Raw genomic sequence first — 25,489 nt, 5'->3', positions numbered from 1 at the left:
CATCATTTTCCTTTGCGCATATACCGCATATTCAATACTCCCATAAGCATGCCGAACAGCACGCTCTCAAGGGCGAGACTGCCGAGAGCCTGGTCGCGTCCCCATCCGAAGAGCAGACTTGCCACTATGCATATCACGAAGTAGATCACAGTGAAGCCGACCGACAGCGCCAGCCATTCCATTATCTTGTCTTTTGTTATCTTCATACACTTAACATTCAACACTCAACATTCCACGTTCAACACTCAACACTTATCCCAGCGTCACCACCTCGCAATCCTTCATCTGCGCACCGTCGATGGTGAGCCTTACGATAGTGCGCTCCTTCTGCCAGCCCTGCATTCCTACAGCACCGGGATTGATGTGAAGCAGGCGCAGGGTGCGGTCGTACTTTATGCGCAGAATGTGCGAATGACCGCTGATGAAGAGCTGTGGCGGACGCTCCGTCAGTTCGCGGCGTATGCTGGGATCGTAACGGCCCGGATAACCGCCTATGTGCTTCATCAGCACCTCTACCTCCTCACACTTGAAGCGCAACACTTCGGGAAACATACGTCGCAGTTCGGCACCGTCGCCATTGCCATATACGGCACGCAAGGGGCGTATGGCAGCCAGACGGTCTGCCATTTCGGTAGAACAGAAGTCGCCACAATGCCATATCTCGTCGCATGGTTCGAGATACTTACGATAGCGTTCGTCCCAATAGGAGTGGGTGTCGCTGATTATACCAATACGTTTCATCGGCTCTTAAGGGCTGAAGCCTGCACACGTCTGACAAAATCGGCTATGAAATTCTTGGTACCCTCAAGTCCGAGGAGCGACGCATTGACGCACAAGTCGTACGACGAGCTGTCGCCCCAACGCTTGCCTGTATAGTAGTTGTAGTAAGACGAGCGTGTGTCCTCACGGCTCTCTATCAGCTTGCGAGCCTCGTCGGGCGAACATCCAAGCCGGTGGCACACGTTCTTGATGCGCTCGTCGATGTCGGCTGTGACGAATACCGTAACCATGTTCCGATGCTCGCGCAGCACATAGTCGGCACAGCGGCCCACGAATACACACGGCGACTCGGCAGCAGCCTTGCGTATGGCGTCGCTCTGCAGGCGGAACAGATTCTCCTGCGAGAGTCCGTTGTCATAGAACGACGAGTCGCTGATGAAGGGCACGTGCATGTGGAATATCTGATCGAGAAATCCCTTGCGCTCGTCGTTCTTCTCGAAAAACTCCTCGCTGAATCCACTCTCCTTAGCCGCAAGGTTGAGCACCTCACGGTCGTAGAACTTGCAGCCGAACTCGTCGGCAAGCATCTTGGCTATAGTACGGCCGCCGCTACCCAGCTGTCGGCCCACGCTTATTATAAGATTGTCGTTATTATTCATAGATGTATATCGTTTTTTGTTATTACGTTCAGACTGTTGCCGGTGCCGACTTCTTCAGGCGTTTGATGTAAGCAGTCAGCATCGTTACTGCTACAACGGCAGATATGAGGTCGCTTATGGGCTGAGCATACCATACGCCGTCGGTCTGATAGAAGTTGGGCAGCACTATAAGCAACGGCAGCAAGAAGAGTAGCTGACGCGACAGCGACAGAAACATGCTCACCTTGGCCTTGCCTATGCTCTGGAAGAATCCCGTGCACACCATCTGCACGCCCACAACGGGGAACACAAGCATCAGGATGCGTAAGGCATGTTCGGAGATACGTATCAGTGTCTCGTCGGTGGTGAAGAGTCGGGCGCACTCATAGGGTATGCTCTGGGCTATGATGAAGCCCGTGGTGGCTATGCACACGGCTACACACATGGTGTACTTCAGCGCCAGAAGCAATCGGTCATAGTGACGCGCACCGTAGTTGTAGCCTGCAATGGGGAACATTCCCTGGTTCATACCCATATTGATCATCACGAAGATGAAGGCTATCTTGTTGCAGATGCCGAAGGCTCCTACTGCCAAGTCGCCTCCGTAACGCATGAGGGCGTTGTTGATGAATATGATGACGACGCACGAACATACGTTCATGGCAAAGGGCGACATGCCTATTGCAAGTATGTTCTTGATGATGTGCGACACGGGGCGGTAGATGCCACGACGAAAGTGGACTATGCACTGGGGATTGCTGAATATGCGCAGCTGCCATGCCAGCACTGTGGCTTGGGCAATGATAGTAGCAAGCGCTGCTCCGCCTATGCCCATGTGGAGCGGCCAGATGAATATAGGCGACAGTATGGCGTTGAGAATAACGGTCATGATGGATGCCATCATAGCCGAACGGGGCTTGGAAGCGGCTCGGAGTATGGCGTTCATACCGAAGAACATGTGCGATATGGCGTTGCCGGCAAGCGTTATGACCATATACTCACGGGCATAAGGCAGCGTGGCTTCGCTGGCTCCGAAGAATAATAGTATGGGGTTGAGAAACAAAAGCGTAATGACGCTGAACGCTATGCCGATGATGATGTTCAAGGTCACGGCATTGCCAAATACTCGCTCGGCTGTGTTGTAGTCTTTCTGTCCGAGCTTGACTGATATGCATGTCGATGCTCCTACGCCAACTCCGGCTCCGAATGCCGCACCGAGATTCTGCAGGGGGAATGTTATAGCCAGTCCGCTGATGGCCAATGGTCCGCAACCCTGTCCGATAAAGATGCTGTCGGTCATATTGTAGAGCGATGCCGCTGTCATTGCTGCTATTGCCGGCAGGGCATACTGCATGAGCAGATGGCCTACGGGCTTGGTGCCGAGTTCAAGGGTTGCTTGCTTGCTGTTATCCATAAATTTTAATGTTTTAATTAGTCACGAATTACCATGAATTATCCATGAATTTAGGGTCATGAATTGTCATGAATTGATTCGCGAGATTCGCGTGATTCGTGGTAAAAGATTCAACACAAATTGCACTAATCACACGAATATTGGAGCGTGGGGTTCGATTCGTGAGATTCGGGGAATTTGTGGCAAAAAGATTCAACACGAATTGCACGAATCACACGAATATTGGGGGCTTGATTAGTGTTAAGTGTTAAATGTTAAGTGTTATCAAGCCTCCTAACCCTTAACCCTTAACATTTAACACTTAACATTTAACCCTTACTCTCCGTAGATTTCCTTCAGCTTGGCACCGAGCTTCTCGCCACGCAAGTCGGCTGCAACGATAGTGCCGTTGGGGTCGACGAGGAAGCTTGCAGGAATTGAGCGTACACCGTATACCTGACCGGCTACAGTCTGCCATCCCTTGAGGTCAGACAGATGAATCCATGGCATCTGCATGTCCTCGATTGCCTTCTTCCAGCTGTCGAGCTTGTTGTCGAACGATAGAGCCACGATGTTGAAGCCCTTACCCTTATACTTCTCGTAGGCAGCCTTCACGTTAGGCATCTCAGCACGGCACGGACCACACCACGAAGCCCAGAAGTCGAGCAATACATAGTTGCCCTTGCCAAGATATTCAGAGAGCTTGTGGGGCTGACCGTTAACGTCGTTCTCCTCAAGGTCGGTAAACTTCTGTCCGATGAACGCTGCCTTCTTGGCAAGCATCTTCACAATCTGATTGGCACGTGCCAATGCCGGATGATTTACATAAGCATACTTAGCATCGAAGAGGTCCTTGATCTGGGGATACTCAAGCTCATAAACCAGATTGCCAAGGAAGGCAGCAGGAATCAGATTGTTCTGATTGGCCTTTACAATCTCCAATGTGCGGTTTGCAATGCGCTCCTGCACTGGAGCCATCTTAGCCTCAATCTCCTTTGTCAACTTCTGCAACTGCTCCTGCGTAGCACCCGACTGGCGAGCTTTGTTATACTCGTCGAAAAAAGGACGAAGCTCATTGTTCATTGCGTCAAGCTCATTGTCATAAGCCACGAGCTTGTTGTTCTGCTCAGAAGCGCTGATTGTCTTCTTTACCATGTCGGCCTGAATAGGAGTGCCGTCATTGAAGAAAGGCATAGCATAAGGAGTCTGCTTGGTAAAGATGCGCAGCAGAGCGTCTTTCTGTGCAGTACCCTTCAAGGCAAACTTACCAGCTGTCACTGTAGCGCTATCGCATAAAGCCTGGTTGCCACGCGCCAACGGATTGACGATATATACCTTTTTTACATCTGCGGCACATGTCCCCTTGATGTTGTACTCAGCTGTCTGCTGGGCAAATGCAGCCACTGCCACAAAGGCGAGGGCTACGGTTGAGAATAAACTCTTCATAATTCTTACGTTTTGTTGAATATGATTTTTAGTTCGATTATTGTCATCTTGACGCTGCAAAAGTACAGATTATAATCAAAACAGCCAAAACAACGCTTCTCTTATTATGTTTTTTCAACACTACATAACACAAAAATGCGGCACAACTCTCTTCGAGCAGTGCCGCATTTTTATGTTTAACCTAAAAATGTTTTCGTAATAATGAAAATCCTCACGGACTCTCACCGTCACCTGTTAAACAATCGATAAAAAATTTACCTTAAACCTAATAACTAAAAACCTAAATCTATTACTACTAACCTAAACAATCTATTAACCTTTTTGACGATGCAAAGGTACAAAACATTGTTTGTGTACGCAAACAATCTACCCTTCTTTTAGCGTATTTTAGCGTATTTGTTGATATAAAACAAGATATTGTGTACGAACACAACAGTTTTTTACATTCATTAAAAAAGCGTATCCCGACAATCACTGCCCGGATACGCCCCAAAAAAAATTTACAATCTTATCTAACTATAAACCTGTGTCATAGTCTTTATATATAAATTTACCATCTACTACTCTATCAGTTGATTGCAATAGGAGTGCCAAGCGACGAGAAGCCCAACTTGTATGTGTTGCCATACTTGTCGCCGTTAGCAAGACCATTCATACCATGCCCCGATGCATCACGGATATACCACTTGTTGTCATCACCCTGATATTGGTCAGTTCCATTGAGCTTGTAATAGAAGAACAAGCCATCTGATGCAGGATCTACATTGAGCATGCCCTGCTTAATCTGATTGGCAGTACGTGCTACTGTCCACATACGTACCTCACTCATCTTGCCGTAGAACGGACGCTCACCCCACATAAAGCCGGCAACCTTGCCGATGAAGAAGCCACCGCCGTCTCGTGAGAGGTCAAACTGAGGTGTGTCCCATACAGATTCAGCAGCTTTCTCGCCGTTGATGTAGATTACGGCACGACCTGTAGGCTGGTCGTATGTGAAGGCTACGTGATACCACTTGCCGGTAGTAAGACGCTGCTGTGTATAGAACTGCTTAGAACCTGCAATCTGGAGCAAATCCTGGTCAATACCGCCACCGGTATCACCGATACGCAGGATGAGGGTACCCTCACTACCCATAACAGTCATATTACCACCACCCCATCTGTCAAGATATATGAGAGCCTCGTAAGTAAGCGACTTGAACGGCTGCGAAGTGACAGGCACCTTGATGTGTGTATAGCTGATATTAGCAGCGGTCAAGATACGTACCGGCTTATTCAGCACGATATATACAATGTCTGTACCTTCGATAACGGGCTGTGAAGACTGCACCCGTATAGGCAACAGGAATGTCTTGCCTTCCTCAATAGTACGAAGATTTGTCAGATGCAACTTAATCTTGCCTGCATAGACCTTACCCTTTTCGATAGTGGCGCTTGTAGTGCTAAGCGATGCATTGTTAGCATCGAAAGCCTCATAGTTTGTACCGTTCTTCTTGTTGTACTCATCTACATACTTTGAGTCAAGAATTGAGTATGAAACATTGACATCGGCATCGTTCTTGTTTGACAGACGTGCGCTGAGGTCATAGTCCATCGACTCCTGGTCTTCAACAACAATCTTGCTCTCCTTGCTGTCGAAATATACCTTAGGCTCAAGCAGGTCGCTCTCGCTGTCGTTGCACGCAGTGAAAGACAAAGCGGCGAGACAAACTGCTACATATTTCAATATATGTTTGTTCATAATAGTTGTCAATTAATTAAATGAAAAACTGAAGTTTTAAGGTTATTTGCCATCAGTAGAGCCGTTCTGCGACGCCTTCCACTCGTTGAACACCTGCTGATTGATCTGTATAGCCTGACGCATCCAACGGTAGTCGGGAGTATTGTCGTAGTCGTTATCGAAACGATAAGCACCTACACCACCCTTGCAGCCATTCTCTGGCATCCAACGGGCTTGATTAAGCAACTGTCCACCATAAGCGAAGCCACTCTCGAAGTTCTCAGTGATGATGAGCTTCTTGGTATCGCCAGGACCATAATAGTGAGGACGCGAACTACCATACGACTGAGTGATCCAGTAGTCTACATAATCGTCACACTCACGATCGAAGTAACCAATCAGACCGTCAATTACAAGCAACTTATGACCCTTGCCCTCAGGATCGCTCATCGGACCAATGTACTTGCCCATCTCCTTGACGAGGAATTTGATAGTACTGCCGTTGAGTGTACCGTCCGAATCGTTGAATCCGCTGCCCGGCTCCCAGTCGATATCGAAACCATCCCATTCACTTACGAAAAGTGAGTCGCACAAAGCCTTTGCGAAGTTGGACAAAGCTTGATTCAGGTTCTCTGTATTGTTGAGGTCGTGTGAGGTAAAGCCCCAGAAATCCCAACGGGCAAGCTTCTTTTCTTGAGCAATCTTGTTCTGACTCCATCCTTCGGCAGCTGCCTTCTTGTTTATCTCCTCGTAAATGTATTCAGGAGTACGTCCTTTGCCAAGGTATGAAAGCAGACTTACCTCAAGAAGCTTGATGCCCTTCACCTTCTGAGCAAACTCCTTGTCCTTCTTCTGAGCCTCGGTTATCTCGTAGCGTCCCGGAGCACCGCTCCACATAGAGATGATGTCCATACTGTCGGGCACTGACGAAAGATAGCCCTTACGCATAACACCTGAAGGAGCCCAATTAGAGAACCAGCCGAAGGCTACCGGACGACCATAGTTGTTGGCTTGAGCCTTATACTCACGCAGATTGACATAATAAGGGTCGTTGATAGGATCAGAAAGTGTCTGATGTCCTCCTACGTGATCAATCTCTATATTCTCAACATCGGTACAAGCGGTCATTGTGAATGCAAGCGCTGCAGCCGGTATGATATATAATAATTTCTTAAAAACGTTCATTGTATATTATCTTTAAAGAGTATAATAATGTATTTGTTCTTGTAGACAAGGCTTACTTGCAATCCCACCACAGACGGGTATCAGATCTGTCTTGACCACCATTACCGTTATTGAACAGCTTGAGGGCGTTGTCGTAGATTTCCTTACCGTCCTGAGTCTGATAGAAGCTGACAGGGTAAATCATACGACGTATTCCACCCTCTACAGTAGCTCCCTGGCTTGAACCACGGTTGGTAGCAACCTTATGAAGAACCGGATAGCCCGTGCGGCGCCACTCTGTCCATGCCTCCTGTCCGTTAGGATAGAGGGCAATCCACTTCTGAATCATAATCTTCTCAAGCTTGTCTTCCTGTGAGCCTTCAAACTCTACAGTTGTTTCGCAAGGAGCCGGATTGTTAAAACCATATCTCCAATGGCTTACAACATCGGCTATAGGAGTCTTGCCTGAGTACATGTATGAGTCAACCGACGACTTGATACCATTCTCGTCGAACGACATCTGGATGCCCTGTTCATAAAGCGATTCTGCATCGCCAAACTCACCACCCCATACAAGGGCAGCCTCAGCACGGAGGAAGTAAACCTCAGATGCACGCAACCAATAAGTAGGAGTAGAAGCCGGGATATTAGGCTTAGAGAAATTCTCGTATGTAGAGTTCTGTCCCTTCGTATGACCAAGAGGTACACCTTGATACTTCTCACCGTCGAATGCTTCAATGCCATAATTGCATGACTCATCTACCGGCTGGAAATAAGCTCTCAAACGAGGGTCTTCATAACCTACAAGATAAGAAACCATTGATGTACCCATACGAGTCTCGTTGTACTGATCGGCAAGCCACTGGATATTGTTACGGAACACCAGACCTGCACCAGTGCTCATCTTAGCCTCATCCTTCTGGTCGGTCATTATGCCGTAGGTCTGATTGAGAGCCTGAGTGGCATACTTATTAGCCATCTCGTTGTCGGCAAAGCGTACACGCATTGCAAGACGCAGCATGAGTGAGTTGGCATAACGCACCCACTTGGCAGCATCGCCAGCATATACAGCATCATAATTCTTCATTATGCTTACACCGTTCTCAGCCTTTTCGGTCAATACCTCAATAGCTTCGGTAAGATCCTTGAACATAGCTGTGTATACATCCTTCTCGCTATCGAACGGTATGTTCATTGAAGCGTCGGCTGCATGTGTGTAAGGAATCGGACCGAACGACTCAAGAGCTTTGTGCCATGCCGAAATCTTCAACACCTGTGCCAGAGCGAACACCTCAGGAGTATTGTTGTCCTCTGATGCCTTCTTCAGTTTCTTCCATGCGTTGAGCGCATTAGTGTATGTACACTTGTATGTTTCAGCAACCCAACCGTCTACGAGGAAGTATGATGTATTGTTGTTACCACCACTCCAACTGTTGTTCTGTCCGAAATAGCCACTCCAAGAGTCGGCTGAAAGGTTAAAGGCAATCTGATACTGGTTTATTACGCCAGTATCGTCGGCCTGTGTACCTACGGGGAAGACTGTCTTTTCGAGAGCTGTGATGAGTCCGCCCACAGCGAAGTCGTCGCGTGTACCTTCCTCCTCAGTCATCTCGAACTGGTTGGTGTTGACTTCCTCAAAGTCGCATGAAGAAGTCGTGAGTGCCATGGCACAGATGGCCATGAGCGTATATCGATTTACTGTTTTCATATAGAAGAGGTTCAATATTAGAATTTAAATTTAACACCGAAGCCGAAGCTACGAACGCTTGGCTGCATGAAGTAGTCGTTGCCCTGTCCGTAAGTGCTTGTTGACGGAGTGAGTTCGGGGTCGAACGGAGCCTTGCAGTATATCATCCAAGGGTTGTTGGCGATGAACGAAACTGTTACGTCCTTCAACACGCCACCAAACCAACGGTTAGGCATAGTGTATGAGCAGGTGAGTTCCTGGAGGCGGATGTTAGTAGCCTTGTAAACATAGTAGCCCGATGTCTCATAGTTGCCAGTACCAATCATCTGGAAGTAAGTCTTGGCATCTACCGGACCCTGTCCAGGAATCATATATCCACCAGCGTCGCGAGCCTCAGCCGAGCGTTTTGATACACCGAAGCGGTCGAGCAATGCCTCTGTTGATGATGTTACGACACCACCGAAGCGGCCATTGATGAGGAAGCTGAGTCCGAATCCCTTATATGAGAATGAGTTGTTCCATCCGAGATTGAAATCAGGAGCAGTCTTGCCAAGATAAACAGGTTCGCCGCGTTCTACACCGAACGAACCGTCGGTCTTCACCTCAACGAATCCAAGGTGGTCCTTCTTGAGGAATGTGTTGGCATAGATGTCGTGAATGCTGCCACCCTTCTTCAGGATTGTACGTCCCTTGTCCTTGAGCACTTCTGGAATATTGATTGCCTCATCCATAAGCGGAGTGTGGTAGTCGTTGACCATCTCCTTAATCTCATTGACGTTGCGCGAGAACGATACTGTAGAAGAAATCTGCAATCCGCACTTCAGACGGTCGCTATAGTTGAGCGAAGCCTCCCAACCGCGGTTCTCTACATCACCTGCCTGCAGATAAATCTGCTTGTAACCGGTAAACTCAGGCAACTCACCGAGGAATGTCTGGTTCTTGGTGTTAGAGTGATAGTATGTAACCTCAGCCGACAGCTTGTTCCACAGACGGAAGCTCAAACCAAACTCGTATGAACGTGTACGCTCTGCCTTGAAGTCGGTGAACGGATAGATTGAACGAGGATTGAGTGTACCACCAACAATAGGCTCTGTAACTGTGCCAGGAGTCAAACCAGAGCGCGAGATAGGCGCACCAACCTCAGTGTACGAACCGCGTACCTTAAGATAAGAGATAAACTCAGGCAACTTCACCATCTCAGAGATGATGCCCGAAAGACCTACTGAAGGATAGAAGAACGACTCCTCGTCTGTGTTTACAAGACGTGAGTTCCAGTCGTTACGGCCGGTCATTGTGAGGTAAACCATTGAGCGCCATCCCAACTCTACGTTGGCAAAAGCAGCATGGTTGCGTACATGGCTGTCACCACCCGATTCAGACACACGTCCGTTTGACGGGTCGATATTTGATGCACTGAACTTGTTGGTCACACCGAGCAATGTTCCCTTATATCCACGATCCTCATTCCAATAGTTAGAGTAGCTCCAACCGATGTTGGCAGAGAGGCTGAAATCAGCAAAGTTCTTGTTGATATTTGCCATCACGTCAGCATAGTCCTGATGGTCATTGTAGTTAGAGTAGCCATAATGTCCCTTCGGGCCTTCAGCAAACTTCTGGTCAGAAGTAGCGTAAATCTTGCGCTGGAATTTAACGAAGCTATCGTCGAGACGATAACGTGCAGCAACGTTAATCCAAGGAGCAATCTTGTATGTCAAACCGAAATTGAACATATAGCGACGCTTGTCGTTGGTAGCAACGTTGCGGTATGCTGTCCAATACGGGTTCTGCGATGCATATGTTGGCTCGCTTACCGGCCAGTACTGTACAGGAATACGACGTGACTCGTCCCAACGCTCAAACACCTTCATCTCGTTGAAGTTCTCGCCACGCGGGAAGAGGTAAGCAGCCATTACAGGGTTCCAGTACTGTCCCTGCGAAACCATGTTCTTGTCGTCCTGTTTAACAAACGAAGCACCGAGGTCGAGCTGCAACTTGTCGTTGAGGAATGATGAAGAGTTGCGGATTGTTACGTTCAGACGGTTGTACTCATTGTTAGGAACGATGCCAGCAGAATTTGTCGATGAAATAGAGGCAAATGTCTGGTTGGTCTTGTTGCCTGTAGTAAGAGTAACCGAGTTGATGAAGTTTGTACCCGTATTGAAGAAGTCCTTCTTCGGGTCGTAGTTTGACGGAACATCGAGCTTGTCGCCCCAGCTCTCATATACGTCACGCTTGTTGCCGTATGTGTTCTGGAACTCAGGTGTCATGTATGCTTTGCTGAACTCTGAAGAAGAAGAGAAAGTAACCTGGAGCTTGCCTTCCTTACCCTTCTTTGTGTTGATAAGAATCACACCGTTGGCAGCGCTACTACCATACAATGCAGCTGCCGACGGACCGCTGAGCACTGAGATTGACTCGATATCCTCAGGATTGAAGTCGGCGATACCTTCTGTACCTGCCTTGCCTTCGCCCATGATACCACTGTCTGAGCCCATGCTGTTGTTAAACAAAGGAATACCGTCTACTACATACAATGCGTTGTTGTTGCCCTCAAGCGACTTGGCACCACGCATCACAACGCGTGTAGAACCGCCCACGCCACTACCACTCTTATTGATAGTAACACCGGCAATCTTACCATTAAGCGAGTTTACGAAGTTGGCATCCTTAACACGTGTCAACTCATCGCTCTTCACCTGCTGTACGTTGTACGACAGAGCCTTCTCTGCACGCTTGATACCAAGGGCGGTAACTACCACCTCGTTGAGCTCGCGCGAAGCCGGCTTCATAGCCAACTTATAGTTGTCGCTTTCGCCTACACGTACGTTCTTAGGCTCGTAGCCGATGTAAGTAATCTCAAGGTCGGCACCCTCAGTGGCGTCAAGAGTGAAGTTGCCGTCGATGTCTGTAACAGTAGCGTTCTGTGTGCCACGCTGGCGCACAGCTGCACCAATAACGGGCATGCCAGCCTCATCTACGATTGTTCCGTTGACACGCTTCTTTGGCTTGGTGTTCTGCTGTCCATTGCTCTTGTGTTGAGGTTTTACCCCCCCCTTAGCCACTACGATGTTCTTACCCTTGATTTGATATGAGACATTCTGTCCATCAAGGATTTGTCCAATAGCCTGCTTCAGGTCTTTAGCATTGACGTTAATCACCTTCTGGGTGTTGACATCGGCTGCTGCAAACACGAAAGAGTATCCACTCTTTTCTCTCAATTCCGTCATGGCACGATCCACGCTCACGCCCTTAAGATTAAGCTTGACGCTCTGGGCGAATGTAGATAGATTCATGCACAACAGAAGCGCGCCCACTGTGAGGCCTTTTCTTTTGATGTTCATTGCACTATAGGTTAAATGTAAATATAAATTGTTGTTATTATATAGCTTTAGGTACTGTTTTTTTAGGCAGACAATGCCCTGTGCACGGTTTTAGCCGCACATTATTACAGTTAGAGGTGTATTGTTCCGCCAAGCGGAAAAGGGTTGTTGGTCTGTGGTTAACAGTTATATATTTGGATTGTTGTTGTCAATTTTATTTATACGTTTCCGTAGCGTTTGTTTTAATTTGTTTATAGTTTTAGGCTTCTATACTTTTTGTTTAATGATAAAAGGTATTGATGAGGGGTGTCAGGTAGGGGTGTGTTTAGGGGCGATTACTTATATATCCGCACTACGTTGCCGTTTATGTCATAACGCATGTGTCCGGTAGCAGCCAGTGTGGCGAGCACTTGGTCGAGACTCTGGTCCTTGCGATGGAACACTCCGTAGAATCGGGTCTGCGCCAGCTCCGTGCTTTCTATGCATATCCTTGTGCCGTAGCTGCGCTCAAGATCTATGGCTATATCGGCAAGTCGCTGTCCATTGATCATTATGGTGCCATCAGTCCACAGGCGGTCGGTAGTGGAGCGGTTCTCTATGCGCATATTGCCACTCCGCTTCTCGAGTACGGCACGCTGGTCGGGCGCAAGGCGATACTGATAGTCGCCGTCGTGTGCTGAGCGCAATCCTACTGCTACGCTGCCTTCATCAAGGCTCACCATTGCCGAATGGTCGGAGGGATAGTCGCGGAAGTCGAACTTGGTACCGAGCACCTGTACGTTAAGGCTTGGCGACTTGACGATGAACGGCATCGACTCGTTGCGATGCACCTCAAAGTAGCCTTCGCCCGTGAGCTGCACATGGCGGTCATTTACGCCAAAGCCCTGCGAATACTCTATACGGCTGCCTGCATTGAGCCATACCTTTGTACCGTCAGGCAGTGTCATCTTGGTTGTAGAGCCTTGCGGTGCCTCTACCTTAATCATGGCAAATGCCTGCGACATGTTGCGCTGGCCTATATTATAGAATAGGTATGAGCAGGCGCACACCAGCACCGTCACCACAGCTGCATAGCGCATAAACCTCAGCACATAGCGTCGCATGCCTATGGCCTCAGGCTGCACATCGTCAGCATCGTCGGCTGCAACTACGTCAGCTACCTTGGCTGCTGGCACTACACCGGATGCTTGAATGCGCTCCAGGAACATTGCAAAAGCCTTATGGCGGTCGTACTGCGAGAGTTGGCTGACATCAGGTGTCGAGTTCCATACTTCTACAAGACGGCTGTACTCCTTGCGGTTGGCTTCGCTGGCTACGATCCATTCGTTCAGACGACGGCTCTCGTCGGCTGTGAGGGCATCGCTGAGCTGTGTAGCCACCAGTTCGTATATCTCGTCTTGCTGCATTGGATGTTCGTTGGTTTTATTGGTTTTCATATAGGTGACGAAAATTCAAGAAAAAGGGTTAGTCAAAAATCAAAGTTTTTTTCAAAAAAGGTGAAAAAAATAGTTTTGTGCCGTTGATAATGCCCTTGTCACACGGTCATTCCGCTTACGAAGAACACGAAGACGATGTAGCTTCCAAGTTCTCGGGCAAGCAGCTGCAATGCGTTACGCAAATGATATTTTACAGTACTTACACTTATGTTGAGTTCGGACGCTATCTCAGCGTGACGCTTGCCCATGAAGCGGCTCAGCTCAAACACACGTCGGCATTCTGCAGGAAGATGTTCGATAGCCGTGTCTACACGGTCGGCAAGCTCGTTGCCCACAAGGCGGTCTATCGGCTGCTCGCCATCGGCAAGATTTGCCATGCAGTCGGCTTCGGCAAGATGCGAAGCTGCCACCTCATAGCGTTGGTGCTTGGAGCGCAGATAGTCAATACATCCGTTGCGCACTGCCTGAATGAGGTAGCTGCGCAACGAAGTGTTGACATTGAGCGTAGCTCGGTTTTCCCACATACGATATATCATATCGCCCACGATGGTCTCTGCCACAAAGCTATCGCGCACATAGCGGTTGGCTGTATAGCAGAGCACCTGGTAGTGAGTGTCGAATATATACTGGTAGGCTTCGGTGTCGCCTGCCTTCAATCCATTGACAACGAGTTTCTCAGAATAGTCCATTAAGCGTATTGCTTTTTTCAGTCCATCACATTATATATATTAATGTATGGTAGTTTTCACGATTCGTGTAGGAGCCTGCTCCTTGTTGCGACGGTTTACCACCGTCACTACAGCCTGTGCAAGATTGAGGAATGCCAGTCCGGTTATAGACGAACTGTCGAGTGCGGCAGGTGTTCCGTTGTCACCGTTCTCGCAGATGCTCTGTACGAGCGGTATCTGTGCGAGCAATGGCACGTTCATCTCCTTGGCGAGATTCTTGCAGCCTTCCTTGCCGAAGATATAGTATTTGTTTTCGGGCAGCTCGGCAGGTGTAAACCATGCCATATTCTCAACGAGTCCGAGAATGGGCACATTCACCTTGTCGTTGCTGTACATGTCGATGCCCTTGCGTGCATCGGCAAGCGCCACGTTCTGCGGTGTCGACACTATGACGGCACCAGTGATGGCAAGTGTCTGAAGCAATGTGAGGTGTATGTCGCTTGTTCCGGGAGGTGTGTCGAGTATGAAGTAATCGAGCTCACCCCAATCTGCATCGGCTATGAGTTGCTTCAATGCGTTGGATGCCATTCCGCCTCGCCAAAGTGTGGCAGTGTCGGGATTGACGAAGAATCCGATAGAGAGCACCTTGATGCCATATTTCTCAACCGGCTCTATGAGGTCGCGTCCGTCTTTCTTCACAGCATATGGGCGTGCGTCCTCTACCTGGAACATCTTAGGAACTGAAGGACCAAAGATGTCGCAGTCGAGCAGTCCTACCTTGTAGCCCAGTCGTGCCAGTGCTATGGCGAGGTTGGCGGCTACGGTACTCTTGCCTACTCCACCCTTGCCCGAGCTTACTGCTATGACGTTCTTCACATTGGGCAGCATCTTGCCCACTTCGGGACGTGGCTTTGAGAGGTATTCGGTAGATATTGTCACCTCTACTTCTTTAGATACATGATAGTGGATGGCAGCCTCGGCTGCCTTCACTGTCGACTTGAGGAAGGGGTCGGTATCTCGTGGAAAGATAAGCGTAAACTGCACCTTCATGCCATCGATACGAATGTCATCGGCCAGCATGTTGCTCTCAATAATGTTCTTCTTGGTTCCGGCATAAGTTACCGTAGCCAATGCATCTGTAATAAGCTTTGGATAAAGTGTAATGTTCATAATGTCAAATATATACTAATTTCATTATATTATATAATGTGTAGACGAACAATTCATGATATCGTCTCGCCCACACATCATGTAGTTATTGCAGTTTCACATACTGTAGCGTTTGTCCTGGTAACGATAGCGATGGTGCAATATCGTGGCTTGACACAGCCCATTTTTTGTTGGGCTTGGTGCTCATCACAAACTGCAAGTTAATGCCATCTTTTACATCTTCCCAGGTGATGTACGACTTTGTATAGGGTTTACCATTTATAAACACCTTGTCAACATACACAGCCTTCTTGCTCCAGTTTTTCGTCGTCACACGTATCTGCTTTCCGTTACTCATCGTAACAGTGATGGCAGGTAGCGCTGGCGACCCAATGTTGTAATATCCACTGGAAGGACATATGGGATAGAAGCCCATGCAGTTGAAAATATACCATGCCGACATCTGGCCACAGTCGTCATTGCCACATAATGAGCCTGGCTGGTCGCCATAAAACTCATCGATAACGCGACGCACCCACTTTTGGCACTTCCAGCCCTCACCAAGATAGTTATACAGATAAGCTACATGATGACAAGGTTCGTTGCCGTGCCAGTAAGCGCCAATGCGCCCTTGTATGTCGTGTGCACCAGGTATATCTTCGGGCAATTCGTATTGGAAAAGCGAGTCGAGACGTTGACGGAAGATGTCACGCCCCATGAGGTTCATTAACCCTTGCACATCTTGTGGTACGTACCAATGATATTGCACGGTAAAACCTTCGGTAATATCGCCCCACCCGTTTACAGAGCCTGGACCTTGATAAGCCACTGGTGCGAAGGGTGTGCGCCAATGTCCAGCGGCATCTTTTCCACGCATATACTTAGTTTCGTTGTCGAACAAGTTTTGATAGCTCATGGCACGGTTTAAGAAATAGGCATATTCTTTTTCTTTGCCAAGCTTCTTCGCGGCCTGTGCTATAGCATAATCGTCATAGGCATACTCAAGTGTCTTCGATACTGATTCAGCCTCTTTATCATACGGCACATACCCCAACGCTCGATAGTCGGGCAAGCAATCGTAATGCTCATTCATAGCAGTGGTAACCATAGCTTCAAAAGCACGCTCGTAGTCGAAGCCTTTCACGTCTTTGCATATCATGTCTGACAACACAGAAGCTGCATGATACCCTATCATGCACCATGTTTCATTGCTTGCGAAAGACCAATAAGGCAACATTTTCTCTACGCTTTTGTCGTAATGAGCCAACAACGAATTAGCCACATCAGCCTGCACATCTTGATGCACCAAATTTAAGAGCGGATGAAAGGCGCGATAGGTATCCCATAATGAAAATTCAGAGCGGTTTATAAACCCATTTTCTTGTTCTATATTCTTATCTAACGCAAGATATTTACCATCGGCATCATCGTATACATATGGGCACAAGGCGGCATGATAGGCTGATGTATAGAAGGTGGCTTTTTGCACCTCATCACCCTCAACTACATAGCGTGACAACTCATCGTTCCATCGTTGCACAGCATCACGATGAACATCTTCGAAAGAACGATTGTTCAACTCACGCATATTAACGATACAACCATTTGTGCTGGTTGCCGAGATTGCTGTGCGCACTGTAATTTGTTCACCTTCAGAGGTATTAAAACGTGCTGTAAACAACAGGTTCGGTCCCCAAGCCTCACGATTACTACGAAAACGCGAAGTGTTATATATCACAGGCTTTTTATCTTGATAAATGGTAAACTGGCGGAACGGTTTTGAGAATACCGCTCTGAAATAGATGTGGCGTTCTGGCCCCCACCCTTTCACCAGTTTATAACCTACGATGGTAGAGTCGTTCTCTACACGGATATTCGACCATACACACTTCTGCCATAACGTATGATTCATATCTACTAACACAAAGGCATCACTGCTCTTAGGATATGTAAAGCGCAACATACCACTGCGCACAGCCGATGTCATCTCTGCCTTCACACCGTAGTCGCTTAACATTACACTATAATAACCTGGCGTGGCCACCTCAGCGTTATGCGAGAAACGCGAGCGATAGCCGGTATCAGGGGCATCATCGGTGCCTGGCTGAAGTTTTATTTCCCCCACACCTGGCATGAATAAGAAGTCGCCTAAATCAGGAATACCTGTACCACTGAGATGCGTAAGTGAAAAGCCTTGTATCGAGTTACGCTTCCACTTGTATCCCGACGCGCAGTCGTAAAAGTGCTCATCGGTGTCAGGGCTGATTTGTATGCCACCAAAAGGCACCTGGGCGCCAGGGTATACGTTACCAAAACCATCTGTTCCTACAAATGGATTAACATAGTCGACAGCCGTTTTTCGGCCATCAACATTGTTCTTTTTAGCAGCTGAAGCTGTTAACGTAAGCCCCGACAAGGCCATAAGTATTACAAAAAGTTTTTTCATATCATCAAAAAAAACATATTTGTTTATTACTGTTTGATGTCGCCCATCGCAATTTGGTATTCATGCCACAACGCATCGATGGTGTATTGTTTTCCTAAACATTTTTGTATGGCTGCATCCCACGACCATGTTTCCAACTCGATTGCAGTGCGGTTAAACTTGCGCAAGAAGTTGGGGTCTTTGGTTTGCTGTATCCAAGCCAAGAAATAGCCTGTATAGCGATATCCATTTTTATAGCTACCGCCCTTAGGTCGATCTTGCTCGCCATGAAATCCATCATTGGCTACACGCACAGCATCGGCCATTCCTTCAATAAAGCACCAATTGGTTTTATTCGTGCCATATGAGCCAATGCCGTGAGGCTCGAGCTGAAAGGCATGTGTTAGTTCGTGTAACAACACGCCACGTGTTTCAAAGTCGACCCGCGCTGTATCATTATTCGCAAACGACTTTTGTATGTGACGGGTGCTATAGAAAATACTCACATTACCGTTTCCACCACCTTTTGCCGAGACGCCATCAACATCTTCTAACGTGTAATGCAACACATTAAAGGCGGGTATGCTGTCTTTCTCTGAATAATAGAGGGTGTTTAACACCTCACGTGCCACCTTATTTATATACGCAGTAGGATTAGGTATGAGCGCATGATAAATCTTCGACCCTTGGCTCTGCGGAGCCTTATCCTCAAACAGAATTTTAGGTATCGAGAAATTTTTCCAACGCTTTGCAGCTACCTGCTGTTTCTTTGTTTCTTTCAGTCAGCCAGCAATGCTTCCATTGTCGGCAGTAAGTTTTGTTGTTCCGCATGAAGCAATAATTGTTGCGACAGATAGTGTCGCCAACACATTTGTTAGTTTCATTAGTGAATTGTTTTTTAATGTTATTAATAAAATGATTTATTTGGTCATTGAGTAAGGTTTGTCAACGGCCGCCAAGCCACGCTTTTTATTGGGCTTACTGCCCATTGTAAACTCGATGGTACATCCATCAGTGAGCATTTTGTGTGTGAGATACAGTTTTGGATAAGGTTTACCGTTTACTTTCACGCTTTGCACATAACGGTTTTTATCACTCACCTTAGGAGCTTTTACCACAATGTGCTTACCATTTTCAAGTGTCACGTTCATGTAAGGAAGATAGGGAGCGCCCAATACATACTGGTCGGTACCTGGGCATACAGGATAGAAGCCTAATGCCGAGAAGATATACCATGCCGACATTTGTCCACAGTCGTCATTGCCACCCAATCCGCGTATATGGTTTCGATACATTTTATTCATAATGGTGCGCATCCATTGTTGCGTCTTCCAGGGAGCCGATGTCCATGCATAGAGATAAGGTATATGATGACTGGGCTCATTGCCATGCACATATCCACCCACAAGACAATCGGCCGTAATATCCTCATTGTCTTTATAGTATTTCTCGGGTAAATCCATGTCAAACAGGTTGTCAAGTTTTTGCACAAACTGTTTGTCACCACCAAAGAGACGAATAAGCCCTTTTACATCTTGAGGAGCAGAGAACGAAAAGTTCCATGAATTGCCTTCAATAAATCCCTCGCCATAGGTCTGATAAGGATCAAGATCGGCTTTAAATGTGCCATCAATACGTCGGGGCGAAGCAAAGCCTACCGTCGTATCAAAAGTGTTACGATAGTATAAGGCACGTTTGGCAAAGATATCTGCTATATCGTTGCGCCCTAAAGCCTTTGCTGCAGCATAAATAGTGAAGTCGTCGTATGAATACTCAAGGGTATTTGATGCAGCTGTTGCATATTTATCGAATGGCGCATAACCATATTTCATATAGTCGCCTACACTCTCATAGTAAGGACAAGTGGCCGTTTCAACCATCGCTTTGAGCGCTGCATCTCTATTAATATCGGCCCCTTTTACAATAGCATCTGACAATACTGATACAGCATGATACCCAGTCATACACCAGCCCTCATTGGCCATAAGGCTCCACACAGGCAATAGGTGATGCACGCTTTGCTGCTGATGGGCTATCATTGATTTAACCATATCGGTATTGCGGCTGGTTTTTAGTAGTCCCAACAACGGATGCTGCGCGCGATAGGTATCCCATAGAGAGAAGATGGTATAATTAGTAAAGTCTTTTGCCTGATGTATATTGCCATCAAGACCACGATACTGTCGATCAACATCCATATATACAGATGGGTTAATCATGGTGTGGTAGAGCGAGGTGTAAAGCATGGCCATCTGGTCTGACGTACCTGTACACTCTATTACATCCAGTTCTTTATTCCATTGCGCATCGATTTCAGCATACACTTGTTCAAACGATTTTCCGCCCACCTCGCTTCTGAGGTTCTTTAATGCGCCCTCAGTGCTCACGGCCGATAGCGCCACTTTCACCACCAGTTCTTGCGATGTAACGTTGTCGAAATTAAAATAGGCCACAATGTCTCGACCTGCAATCTCGGGAAAATTCTCATGCAAACGCAACTTACCCATAAAGCCACGATACTTAGGCTTTTTCATATCGCGGTAGCCATAGCTTTTAATGGGCTTGCTCAGTGTAATGGCAAAATAAGTATAATTGCAATTGGCCCAACCATTGGTGATACGATAGCCGGTGAGCAAGGTGTCGTTTTCTACGCGTATGCTGCTCCACAACACTTTGCCATCATAATTATATATGCCATGCAACATATCAAGAATAACACGCGAGTTGGCACCTTTAGGAAAGGTATATTTATGTACACCTACACGCTGGGTAGCTGTAAGTTGAGCACGAACGCCTTCATCAGCAAGCATTACTTCATAATAGCCAGGGGCAGCCTTCTCGGTGTCATGATTAAATCGTGAGCGATAGCCAGCATCGGGATGAGTAGCCGTTCCTGGGTTTAGACGCAAACTTCCAGTTTGCGGCATTAGCATCACATCGCCTAAATCAGAATGACCTGTACCACTAAGGTGTGTATGACTGAAACCTACGATAGTAGGATCAGTATGTTGATAGCCCGCACAATATTCATATACCTTTCCTTGATAACGTCCATCTATGTTATGAGGGATTGTATCGGTTTCAGGGCTAAGTTGCACGATACCAAATGGAGCACAAGCGCCAGGAAACGTATGTCCCATTCCGCTTGTGCCAATCATCGGATTTACGTAAGCCGTCAGCTTCTTGCCGCCAACAGCCGACACCGTTGCCGTACCAAGCGCGAAGAGGGCTATTAAGATTACAACAAATTGTTTCTTCATAGGTTCTAAATGCTATTTATATTTGTGATTTGTGATATGTTTGTATTATATTTTCTGTCAATATGAAGATGTGGTTTGCAAAAGATACGGATTAATATTATTTACTCGTTTCCAGTCCGCTACGCTTAGGACGCTTGTAGCTACGGTAATCATCGAGCGGTATCTCGATATCAGGCTCAGCTAACTCGCCTTCTTGTGGTAAACGAAATTTCATATATCGTATATTTAGGCCACGCTCTATCCACTGACTCTCATAGTAGGTTTGTATGCCCAATATGGTTTGGGTTTGAGCATCTATGCCCTCGGTGTGATATAAATCTTCGGTACGGAACAACACTGGCAACGCGTTGCGCTCTACCATATATGTGGTGTATGTAAAAAGAAAGTTTGAGTCGGTTTTCAGATGCACCACGCCACCATCTTTCAAGAAATGGCGATAACGGTTCATAAAGAAAGTGCTGGTAAGACGTTTGCGAGGATTTTTCATCTGTGGGTCGCTAAACGTAAGCCATATCTCGCTCACCTCGCCAGGCGCAAAGAAGCGATCAATAATCTCAATATTGGTACGCAAGAAGGCAACATTTTTTAATCCCTCTTCTAACGCCTGAGTAGCACCCGTCCACATACGAGCGCCCTTAATATCTACGCCAATAAAGTTGATATTTGGAAACAGTTTTGCCAATCCTACTGTATATTCGCCCTTGCCGCATCCCAGCTCGAGCACAATGGGGTTGTCGTTCTTGAAGTACATCTCGCGCCATCGGCCTTTCATCTCAAACGGCACGTTGTCGGCTACCGAGAACGGATACTGAAACACGTTCTCGTATCTTTCCATGTCGGCGAACTTCGCCAGTTTTCCTTTGCCCATATATTGGTTTTAATAAATTAATCTTTAGTATATTATCAGTATATTCGAAATACTCAACTTGCAAAGTTAACCATTTATATCCATACTTCAATGACAAGAAACGAAAATTTTGGCTCTTCGTATATTTGGTTATTCACCGATAGAAATGCCGCTATTTTCAAAAGGAGTTCTTTTGCATTGCAAAACGAGTCCTTTTGAAGGGCAAAAGGAGTCCTTTTGGATAGCAAAACGAGTCCTTTTGAAGGGCAAAAGGAGTCCTTTTGGATAGCAAAAGGAGTCATTTTGGAATTAGGAATTTTGAGTTTTGAGTTTTGAATTGTTCTCGGCTACGCCTGCGATTTTGAATTATTGAGTTTTGAATTGGTGACGATGGCAATTTGGAATTTTGAATTTTGAGTTTTGAGTTTTTGTTTTAGTACAAAGATTTCAACGATTTACGCCTGCGATTTCATCTGTTTACGATAACGTTATCATCGGCTTGTGATAACGTATTCGTTGAAATTATATTACCACTTGAATATTGAGCCGAGTTTTTGTGTCGTAAAATCGGGTGTAGGATATTGATTGTATATTACAAAAAGACCTGCATCAGAGCAATGTTGATTGCTCCGATGCAGGTCTTTGCCTTATTTAGTTATTTCTTTTTATTCAATCACTACTGTTGTCCAGCCGTGCTTGTCCTCAACGGTGCCATACTGTATACCACGCAGAATTTCGTAAAGCTTGGTTGACCATGGGCCCGGCTTCTCACCGAAGTTGTATACCTTGCCTGTGTCCATATCGTCGAGGTGTGAGATTGGCGATATAACGGCTGCTGTACCGCATGCACCTGCCTCCTCGAATGTCTCAAGTTCTTCTTCGGGCACCGGACGACGCTCCACCTTCATACCCAGATCCTCAGCAATCTGCATAAGGCTGCGGTTGGTGATAGAAGGAAGGATTGATGTCGACTTAGGAGTGATGTAGGTGTTGTTCTTGATGCCGAAGAAGTTGGCAGCGCCACACTCGTCGACATACTTCTTCTCCTTAGAGTCGAGATAGAACTCGCTGGCATAGCCCTTGGCGTGTGCTATAGAGTTGGCCTTAAGACTTGCAGCGTAGTTGCCACCCACCTTATATATACCTGTACCGAGCGGAGCAGCACGGTCGTAGTCACGAATGATTACGTACGGATTGCTTGAGAAGCCTCCCTTGAAGTACGGACCTACCGGAGTTACGAAGATGAGGAACATATACTCCGAAGCCGGATGTACACCTACCTGAGCCGATGTACCGATGAGCAACGGACGGATGTAGAGCGTAGCTCCACTCTCGTATGTAGGGATGTATTCCTGATTGAGGCGCACTACCTTCTTCACCATCTCAACGAACAGCTCAGTAGGCAACTCTGGCATCATGATGCCACGGCATGTAGACTGCAAACGTGCAGCGTTGTCCTCTACACGGAACACACGCACCTTGCCGTCAGGACAGCGATAAGCCTTCAATCCCTCGAAAGCCTCCTGACCATAATGCAGACATGTGGCTGCCATGTGCAGTTTCAAATACTCGTCGGAGCATACTTCTATTTCGCCCCACTTACCGTCGCGATAGCAGCAACGTACATTGTAATCGGTCGGCATATAACCGAACGAAAGTTCTGACCATGCTATATCCTTCATAATATTATTATGGTTTTGTTATCTTTCAAGACAAAAGTACGAATAAAAAGGGTTACGTGCAACTATTTCAGACGAAATTTTCTATTTTGCTGCGTTTCCATCGGTCAGGATTGCCTTCTCGATGTCTTCCTTGTAGTTCAGATTCATCTTGCGATAGATGTCGTGCATGTGTAGCAGACGTTCGGCGAAGCTGCCGAATTCGCGCTGCTCCTGATTAGTCCACTGCACTTCGGCGAGGGCTGCAAGACGTGGCAGCAGTTCCCATTCGAGCTTCTTGGTGTCGGGCACCCACTCTGTCCATATACATCCCTCGGCTCCGATGACGTTGGCTTTCTCGCTGTCGGTGAGTTCGGCAAAAGCAGGATTTACGTCATAAACGCGCTTTATGCTCGGTATGCCGGTTATCTGATTGATGCGTGGATTGGAGAAGTAGAAGTTGGTGATAGGGGCCACTACGGTCTTGTGTCCCTCCTTGGCTGAGCGTATAGAAGCCTTCTGGCTGGTCCAAGCTATCACGGTGATGTCCTTCGACGGTGTTCCGTCGAGTATCTCGTCCCATCCAAGCATCTTGCGGCCACGGGCTTTAATCTCCTTGGCTACTTCGCCCATAAACCACGACTGCAACTGCTCCTCCTTAGAGTGGCCCTCGATGTCCTTCAGTCCGAGAGCGGCAATCTTGGCCTGGCAACGCTCGCATTCCTTCCAGCGCTCCTTAGGACACTCGTCGCCACCTATATGTATATAAGGTGATGGGAAGATGTCCATAATCTCGTTGATGACGTCCTTGGCAAGTTGCAGGGCGAAGGGCTGACCGGCACACATCACTTCGCGAATCACGCCGAAGTGGCAGCACACGTCGTACGGACCTCCGGTGCATCCCAACTGCGGATAAGCCGCCAGTGCCGACTGGATGTGTCCGGGCATGTCTACCTCAGGGATTACAGTGATGTGGCGTTCGGCTGCATAGCGCACGATGTCACGTGCCTCGTCCTGTGTGTAATATCCTGACACGGGCTTGCCGTCGTATTCCTTACCGCCAGGCAACACCGTCTGCTTGCGCTTCGAACCAATCTCGGTGAGCAGCGGATACTTCTTAATCTCGATGCGCCAGCCCTGGTCTTCAGTCAGGTGCCAGTGGAAATAGTTGATGTTGTGCATTGCGAGCACGTCGATAAACTTCTTGATGTAGTCTACCGAGAAATAATGACGACCGCAGTCGAGCATGAATCCACGATAGGCAAAGCGTGGCGCGTCGTGAATCTTGGCAGCCGGCAATGCCACCTCTTTAGCTTCGCTCACCATAGGCAGCGCCTTGGCAAAGGTCTGCAGTCCACGGAACACGGCAGCGTGTGTAGAACCGTTGAGAGTGATGAGCTTCTTCGTGACGTTGATGTCGTAAGCCTCGTCGCCACCGGCTACGCTTGCCACGCCCAGACGTATCTGGTTGGAAGCCGAGCGGTCGGTTGCGGTGATGCCGATACCGGTCATAGCCTTGACATACGAAACAAGGAATTCGGCGTTGCGCTTCTGCACAGCGTCGCCTGTAGGATAATAAACTGTGGTGTGGGCATTAATGACGAATGCCGGCTTGGCAACGACTTCTACCGACTGTGGCAATGGTATGACATTCCAGTTACCAGTCTTCACATCCTTTGCCGATACAGCGATGCTGCACAACAGGAGCAACAACGCAAAGAGTTTTTTGGACATAATAGATAGTTTTAAGTATACACAATAAAAATAATGAATACAAAAGTACACAAAAAACTAATATAATGAAAGGAATAATATAGAAAAAACCTCTCCCCTGCCCCCTCCCCCGTAGGGAGGGGAGCGGTATATACAGAAAGCTTGAGTTTTTTAAGCTGTAACAAGCAAACAACTTGAGCATCATCAGCATATTACTCCCCTCCCTACGGGGGAGGGGCCGGGGG

At 47.4% G+C, this 25,489-nt stretch carries 18 protein-coding genes; all 18 read right to left on the bottom strand.

Annotation, left to right across the window (positions count from 1 at the left end):
• Positions 1–2 precede the first annotated feature (2 nt).
• Positions 3–206 (bottom strand): hypothetical protein, encoded by a 204-nt coding sequence (locus I6E49_RS07800; RefSeq protein WP_235401601.1) that lies wholly within the window; start codon positions 204–206, stop codon positions 3–5.
• Positions 207–252: 46 nt separating this feature from the next.
• Positions 253–741: a metallophosphoesterase family protein gene (locus tag I6E49_RS07795; RefSeq protein ID WP_235401599.1), complete on the bottom strand. Its 489-nt coding sequence runs from the start codon at positions 739–741 to the stop codon at positions 253–255.
• The gene (locus tag I6E49_RS07790) at positions 738–1,379 is read right to left on the bottom strand and encodes an AAA family ATPase (RefSeq protein ID WP_235401597.1); all 642 of its coding nucleotides are present in this window, start codon (positions 1,377–1,379) and stop codon (positions 738–740) included. Before I6E49_RS07790 ends, I6E49_RS07795 begins: the two co-directional genes overlap by 4 nt.
• Before the next feature lie 28 nt (positions 1,380–1,407).
• On the bottom strand, positions 1,408–2,772 hold the full coding sequence (locus I6E49_RS07785; protein WP_235401595.1) for an MATE family efflux transporter: 1,365 nt from the start codon (positions 2,770–2,772) through the stop codon (positions 1,408–1,410).
• A 315-nt stretch (positions 2,773–3,087) separates the two neighbouring features.
• Positions 3,088–4,197 (bottom strand): TlpA disulfide reductase family protein, encoded by a 1,110-nt coding sequence (locus I6E49_RS07780; protein WP_235401593.1) that lies wholly within the window; start codon positions 4,195–4,197, stop codon positions 3,088–3,090.
• Positions 4,198–4,765: 568 nt separating this feature from the next.
• Positions 4,766–5,938, bottom strand: coding sequence for a DUF1735 and LamG domain-containing protein (locus tag I6E49_RS07775; RefSeq protein WP_235401591.1), 1,173 nt, complete (start codon positions 5,936–5,938; stop codon positions 4,766–4,768).
• A 42-nt stretch (positions 5,939–5,980) separates the two neighbouring features.
• Positions 5,981–7,102 carry a glycoside hydrolase family 18 gene (locus tag I6E49_RS07770; RefSeq protein ID WP_235401589.1) on the bottom strand — a complete coding sequence of 374 codons (1,122 nt, stop codon included), beginning with the start codon at positions 7,100–7,102 and terminating at the stop codon, positions 5,981–5,983.
• A gap of 52 nt (positions 7,103–7,154) precedes the next feature.
• Positions 7,155–8,789: a SusD/RagB family nutrient-binding outer membrane lipoprotein gene (locus I6E49_RS07765; protein ID WP_235401586.1), complete on the bottom strand. Its 1,635-nt coding sequence runs from the start codon at positions 8,787–8,789 to the stop codon at positions 7,155–7,157.
• A 17-nt stretch (positions 8,790–8,806) separates the two neighbouring features.
• Entirely contained in the window at positions 8,807–12,109 is a 3,303-nt protein-coding gene (locus I6E49_RS07760) for a TonB-dependent receptor (RefSeq protein ID WP_235401583.1), read from the bottom strand.
• Positions 12,110–12,423: 314 nt separating this feature from the next.
• On the bottom strand, positions 12,424–13,524 hold the full coding sequence (locus tag I6E49_RS07755) for a FecR family protein (RefSeq protein ID WP_235401581.1): 1,101 nt from the start codon (positions 13,522–13,524) through the stop codon (positions 12,424–12,426).
• Between the two features lie 98 nt (positions 13,525–13,622).
• Entirely contained in the window at positions 13,623–14,213 is a 591-nt protein-coding gene (locus I6E49_RS07750) for an RNA polymerase sigma-70 factor (protein ID WP_235401579.1), read from the bottom strand.
• 39 nt (positions 14,214–14,252) lie between these two features.
• Positions 14,253–15,356 (bottom strand): P-loop NTPase, encoded by a 1,104-nt coding sequence (locus I6E49_RS07745; protein ID WP_235401657.1) that lies wholly within the window; start codon positions 15,354–15,356, stop codon positions 14,253–14,255.
• Positions 15,357–15,447: 91 nt separating this feature from the next.
• A complete protein-coding gene (locus I6E49_RS07740; RefSeq protein ID WP_235401577.1) occupies positions 15,448–17,787 on the bottom strand; it encodes a GH92 family glycosyl hydrolase in 2,340 nt (779 codons plus the stop codon).
• 26 nt (positions 17,788–17,813) lie between these two features.
• Entirely contained in the window at positions 17,814–18,548 is a 735-nt protein-coding gene (locus I6E49_RS07735; protein ID WP_235401655.1) for a basic secretory family protein, read from the bottom strand.
• Between the two features lie 138 nt (positions 18,549–18,686).
• The gene (locus tag I6E49_RS07730; RefSeq protein ID WP_235401575.1) at positions 18,687–21,026 is read right to left on the bottom strand and encodes a GH92 family glycosyl hydrolase; all 2,340 of its coding nucleotides are present in this window, start codon (positions 21,024–21,026) and stop codon (positions 18,687–18,689) included.
• 97 nt (positions 21,027–21,123) lie between these two features.
• Positions 21,124–21,894 carry a tRNA (guanosine(46)-N7)-methyltransferase TrmB gene (gene trmB, locus I6E49_RS07725; protein WP_235401574.1) on the bottom strand — a complete coding sequence of 257 codons (771 nt, stop codon included), beginning with the start codon at positions 21,892–21,894 and terminating at the stop codon, positions 21,124–21,126.
• A gap of 644 nt (positions 21,895–22,538) precedes the next feature.
• Positions 22,539–23,555, bottom strand: coding sequence for a branched-chain amino acid aminotransferase (locus I6E49_RS07720; RefSeq protein WP_235401572.1), 1,017 nt, complete (start codon positions 23,553–23,555; stop codon positions 22,539–22,541).
• An 81-nt stretch (positions 23,556–23,636) separates the two neighbouring features.
• Positions 23,637–25,265 (bottom strand): beta-N-acetylhexosaminidase, encoded by a 1,629-nt coding sequence (locus tag I6E49_RS07715; protein ID WP_235401570.1) that lies wholly within the window; start codon positions 25,263–25,265, stop codon positions 23,637–23,639.
• Between the last annotated feature and the right edge of the window lie 224 nt (positions 25,266–25,489).

Source organism: Leyella stercorea (genome assembly GCF_021531655.1).
Note: the sequence above shows the minus strand (reverse complement) of the source record. Positions and strands in the feature narration are given on the sequence as shown.